This window comes from Curvibacter sp. GW821-FHT01G03 (assembly GCF_059422285.1).
In genome coordinates, this window is the sequence record NZ_JBWKWP010000053.1 from 1 (window position 1) to 1,009 (window position 1,009).

The following is a 1,009-nucleotide window of genomic DNA, read 5'->3' on the forward strand; positions in this document are numbered from 1 at the left end:
AGGCTGAAGTTGCACGCCTGAAGATGGAGCGAGATATTGCAAAAAAAGCGGCGGCGTACTTTGCACAGGATGTGCTGCAAAGTACGCCTGGATTCAATCGATGAGGCAACGCTGGCCGATCACGCTGATGTGCGAGGTCCTGCAAGTCAGCCCCAGTGGATATTTCAGTTGGGGCCGGGCCGGCAAGAGTGGCCACGATGGGCCCACGCGGTTTCACAGCGACGAGGCTGTGCTCGCCCATATGCGAGCCATCCATGCCGAGGTCAAGGGTGAATATGGCTGGCCACGCATGCACAAGGAGCTGTTAGTCAGGGGCATCCGAGTCGGCAAAGACCGGGTACGCAAGCTGATGCAACAACACGGCATCCGAGCTAAGACGAAGCGCAAATTCGTGGTCACCACCGATAGCAGACACCGATTGCCGGTGGCAGCCGATTTGGTCCAGCGACAGTTCAATCCACCAGCACCCAACCAACTGTGGAGCGGCGACATCACGTATATCGCCACGGACGAGGGGTGGCTGTACCTGGCAGCAGTGCTGGACCTGCACAGTCGTCAGGTGGTGGGCTGGAGCCTGCAAACGCACATGCAAACTAGCCTGGTCAAGGATGCGTTGCTGATGGCCTGTTGGCGTCGCCGACCTGCCAGGGGCCTGATCTTTCACAGCGATAGGGGCAGTCAATATTGCAGCGATGATTTCCAACGGACACTCAAGGGCCGGGGCATTGTCAGTTCAATGAGTCGCAAGGGGAATTGCTGGGATAACGCCCCTACCGAGAGCCTGTGGGGACATTTGAAAACAGCTTGTGTTCATGGTCGAAAATTCGCGACCAGAGTCCAAGCAAGGCAGGTGATTTTGGAATGGATCGGGTTCTACAACCATTCCCGGCTACATTCGACGTTGGGCTACATGAGCCCTATGCAGTACGAAAATCGCTGGTTGGCGGCGCAGCACAAATCTGCCGCTTGAAGACCGGTTATGCACTCCGATTTTCAGGGGCAACCTCAC

Annotated in this window: 1 pseudogene; it reads left to right on the top strand. The window is 56.9% G+C overall.

Annotated elements, in window-relative coordinates:
* Positions 1–970, top strand: a pseudogene (locus tag AC07VS_RS28770) (IS3 family transposase); the annotation flags it as partial.
* Positions 971–1,009 lie beyond the last annotated feature (39 nt).